The 3,986-nt window shown below is 72.0% G+C and carries 5 protein-coding genes; 1 reads left to right on the top strand and 4 read right to left on the bottom strand.

From position 1 onward, the window contains the following. From VAE46_RS13570 to VAE46_RS12540, 4 genes are all read right to left on the bottom strand, one after another. The coding region (locus VAE46_RS13570; protein ID WP_416223970.1) for a carboxylesterase family protein at positions 1-149 on the bottom strand (149 nt) is incomplete at its 3' end. 171 nt (positions 150-320) lie between these two features. Beyond that, a complete protein-coding gene (locus VAE46_RS12550; protein WP_322797282.1) occupies positions 321-620 on the bottom strand; it encodes a hypothetical protein in 300 nt (99 codons plus the stop codon). Positions 621-715: 95 nt separating this feature from the next. Then, the gene (locus VAE46_RS12545; RefSeq protein WP_322797281.1) at positions 716-1,702 is read right to left on the bottom strand and encodes an NAD(P)H-quinone oxidoreductase; all 987 of its coding nucleotides are present in this window, start codon (positions 1,700-1,702) and stop codon (positions 716-718) included. A 52-nt stretch (positions 1,703-1,754) separates the two neighbouring features. Beyond that, positions 1,755-3,029, bottom strand: coding sequence for an FAD-dependent oxidoreductase (locus VAE46_RS12540; protein ID WP_322797280.1), 1,275 nt, complete (start codon positions 3,027-3,029; stop codon positions 1,755-1,757). 85 nt (positions 3,030-3,114) lie between these two features. On the opposite strand from VAE46_RS12540, the gene VAE46_RS12535 reads away from it, so the two are divergent. Continuing rightward, a partial coding sequence (locus VAE46_RS12535) for a cyclase family protein (RefSeq protein WP_322797279.1) occupies positions 3,115-3,986 on the top strand: 872 nt, incomplete at its 3' end.

The raw sequence follows: 3,986 nt of genomic DNA, 5'->3' as shown, positions 1-3,986 counted from the left end.
CGCGTCCCTGCCCACGCCACCGGCGGCAGCGGCGCCCGCCAGCGCAGCGGGCCAACCGGGGGCGCCGCATACGGCACCCCAAGGAAGGCGACGTGTCCCTCCCGCTGAACCCCTTCGAGCCGCCCAAACGTTGTGGTTACAACAGGCATCGCCCTGTCATCCTCCCCGCGGAATGACCGCAGTCTACAGGCGCGTTCGAACCCTTGCGATGACACGACAAAATCTGAACGAAATGTGAACAAACACCGCCGCCCCGCAAAAAGCGCCCCCGGCCCGTGCCCGGCCGGGGGCGCTTCCTGGGCGCGGCGCCGCCGCAGGGCTCAGGCGCGGGTGCCCTTCCAGCTTCCCGAGCCGAACGCGCCGAACTGCACCGTCCCGCCGATGCTATCGCCGTCCACGGTGCCCTCGAACGACAGCTCCATCGGCCCCATCGCGCCGCTGAACATCGTCTTCCAGGCAACCTTGTTCCCGTCGACCGTCCCGCCCGAGAACTCCTGCGAGCCGCGCTCGCTCCCGAACGTCCCGCTCAGCGCGTTCCCGTCCGTCTTCAGCGTCAGCTGCGCCGGGCGCTCCCCCATCGGGGTCGAAAGGACAATATTCCAGGTTCCATCAACTGCCATGTGGGTCACTCCTCACAGTTCCGAGCGCCGTTCGAAAACGAAACACGCTACGGTCACTCGAACCGTAGCCGCTCCACGGCGAACGCGTCAACCGCCTACCCGGCTACCAGCACGATCTTCCCGAAGTTCGCGTTCGTGGCCATGTACGCATGCGCCTCGGCCGCGTCCCGCAGCGCATACACCCGGTCGATGACCACCTTCACCCGCCCGCTTTCGATGTGCGGCAGGACGCTCCTTTCGAAGGCCCGCGTCGCCAGCGCCTTCTCTTCGAGCGGCCGCGCCCGCAGCGTGGTGCCCCGCACCTGCAGCCGCTTCTGCAGCAGCAGCCCGAGGTTCACCTGCGCTGAGCTGCCGCCCATCAGCCCGACCACCACCATCCGCCCCTTCGGCGCCAGCGCCCGCAGGTTCCGCTCCAGGTAGTCCGCGCCGATCACGTCGAGCACCACGTCCACCCCGCGGCCCCCGGTGGCCCGCGCGACCGCCTCCGCGAAGTCCTCCTCCCGGTAGTTCACGCCCACGTCGAGCCCCAGCTCCCGCGCGCGCTCGAGTTTCTCGGCGCTCCCCGCCGTGCCGATCACCAGCGACGCCCCCAGCTCCTTCGCTATCTGCACGGCTGCCACGCCCACCCCCGAGCCCGCCGCGTGGATCAGCACCCGCTCCCCGGCGACCAGCCCGCACTGCAGCAGCGCGTCATGCGCCGTGATGTAGACCTCCGGCGTGGCGCCGGCCTCCTCCCACGAGAGGTTCGCCGGCACCTTCATCGCCAGCCGATGGTGCGTGACAACCAGCTCGGCGTAGCCGCCCCCCGCCAGCAGCCCCATCACCCGGTCGCCCACCGCGAAACCCTCGACCCGCTCGCCGGCCGCGACCACTTCGCCCGCGTACTCCAGCCCCGGGATTTCGAACGCCGGCTTCAGCCCCGGCTGCGGGTAGCCGCCCATCCGCTGCAGCAGGTCGGCCCGGTTGAGCGCCGTGGCCCGCACCCGCACCAGCAGGTCCTCCGGCCCGGCGACCGGGTCTGGCACCTCGCGGAACTCCAGCACCTCCGGCCCGCCCGGCCGCGTGATGACGACTGCCTTCATGCTCCCTGCCCCCGGGTCGAAGATTCACCCGGATCCTACGCTACCGTCCCGGCTAGCTGCCCGGCAGCCACGCACCGGCCGCCCGCAGCCGCGCCTGCAGCTTCGCTACTGGCACCTCGCCCAGCCCGCAGCCCCCCTCCAGCGCCAGCGCCGCCCCGATGCCGGCCGCCTCGCCCGTTGCGAAGCACGCCGGGATCTCCTTGGTCGCGTGGTGCACCCGGTGGTCGACCGAAATGCACCGCCCCGCCGCCGCGAGGTTCGCCGTCCCCCGCGCCGTAAGCGACCGCCACGGGATGTGGTACACCGCCCCGTATTTCGTCCAGTGCCCGGTCACCGCCACCACGTCCTCGCACGGCAGGTCCATCTCCTCGCGCGAAAGCTGGTGCCGCCCGACCAGCCGCCGCGACTCGGTGATCCCGAGCGTCGCCGCGAACCCGGCCAGCCACGCCCGCTCGAAGCCCGCTGCCGAGCCGCGCAGCCGGTCGAGCTCCGCCCGCGCCAGCCTCCGGCACTCAACCTCCGCCCACGTCAGCTCATCCGGGTCCGTCGGGTCGATCGCCCGCCCCGCCCGCTCGGCCGCGCCCCACGGGTGCAGGTACCCGCCCGGGTGCACCGTCCGGTAGTACGTGGGCCGCAGTGGCGATGCCTCGGCCGCCGCTTCGTCCACGTTCGCGGTTCGAAACCAGAGCCACGGGTGCACCCGCTCCGACTCGACCGCCTCGCCCGCCAGCACCGCGATATCGGCGTCGCCCGTGGCATCGACCACCACCTCGCAGGCAACCGCCTCCCGCCCCGCCTTCGACTCGAAGACGACGTGTGTAATCCGCTCGCCCTCCTTCCGCACCCCCACCGCCCAGCGGTGGAAGCGCAGGTCCACTCCTGCCTCCAGCACCAGCCGGTCGGCTTCCACGCGAAACTCCTCGGGGTCGTACGCCACCGAGTAGCGCACCACGTGCGGACCGCTGCCCCAGACCAGCCCCAGCCGCCGGTACCGTTCGATTAGCGCAGGGTCCCCCGAGCCCCACTCCTCCCGCGGCGGCGCCAGGCAGGCTCCCCGCGCGGCCAGCCGGTCGATCATCTCCTGGCAGAGCCCTGCCACCACCTGCCGCCCGCGTCCGTCATCCAGCGTCAGCAGCAGGATGATCAGGCCGTTCGTCGCGAGCCCGCCCAGCGACCCGTACCGCTCCACCAGCATCGTCCGCGCACCCTGCCGGGCCGCGGCCACTGCCGCCGCGATCCCCGCCGCGCCGCCGCCGACCACCAGAACGTCCGTCTCGGCGATGACCGGCACGCGCCGCTCGGGCTCCACGATGAATGCATCACCCACGCCGCGCATTCTGCCCCGCTCCGTCCCGGCTGTCGCGCCCCGGCGATGCTAGACTCCCGCCGACACCCCCACTGCGAGGCGCGCCATGCCCGACTACCCCCTGCCCACCGCTGAAGAGGTCGCCGGCTACTTCGACCTCTGTTCGAACTGGGGCCGCTGGGGCCCGGACGACTCTGCCGGCACCATCAACCTCATCACCCCGGAGAAGCGCCGCGAGGCCGCCGGCCTCGTGCGGACCGGGCGGGCGGTCTCCCTCGCCCATCCCCTGAACACCGTTGGCGGGCCCGGCAACTGGAACCCGGCCCAGCACTGGCTTCGCACCGGCGCAGATTTCTCGGTCGACTACATCGGCCTGCTCTTCCACGGCTACGCCACCACCCACATCGATGCCCTCTGCCACATCTTCTGGCAGGGCCAGATGTACAACGGCCGCCCTGCCAGCGACGTCACCTCCCTCGGCGCCCGCTCCGGCGCGGTCGATGCCTGGAAGAACGGCATCGTCACCCGCGGCGTCCTCGTCGATATCCCTCGCCTCCGCGGCACCGACTTCGTCACCCTCGATGCCCCCGTCCGCGGCCGGGAGATCGAAGCCGCCGCCGAGGCGCAGGGCAGTCCCCTTCGCCCCGGCGACGCCCTGCTCGTCTACTCGGGTCGAACCGCCTTCTATGCCGCCAACCCCGACCGCACGCCCGGCGTCCAGCCTTCCCCCGGCCTCCATGCCGACACGGCCCCCGTCCTCAAGCGCAACGACATCGCCCTCCTCGGCTGGGACATGATGGATGCCCGCCCCAGCGGCTACGCCATCTTCGACGACCCGCCCCGCGCCGGCGGCTGCGACGGAGGCGGCGAGGGTGCGGGTGCGCATGGAGAGATCGTAGCGGGTGAGCCGCGTGGGAGGGTTCAGAAGAGCGCGATGGGGTTCACGGGGGAACCGGTGCCGCCGCGGACGTTGAGCGG

The sequence above is a fragment of the Tepidiforma sp. genome (assembly GCF_034433535.1).
GTDB lineage: Bacteria > Chloroflexota > Dehalococcoidia > Tepidiformales > Tepidiformaceae > Tepidiforma.
The sequence above is the reverse complement of the archived record's forward strand: the minus strand, read 5'-3'. Positions and strand labels throughout refer to the sequence as shown.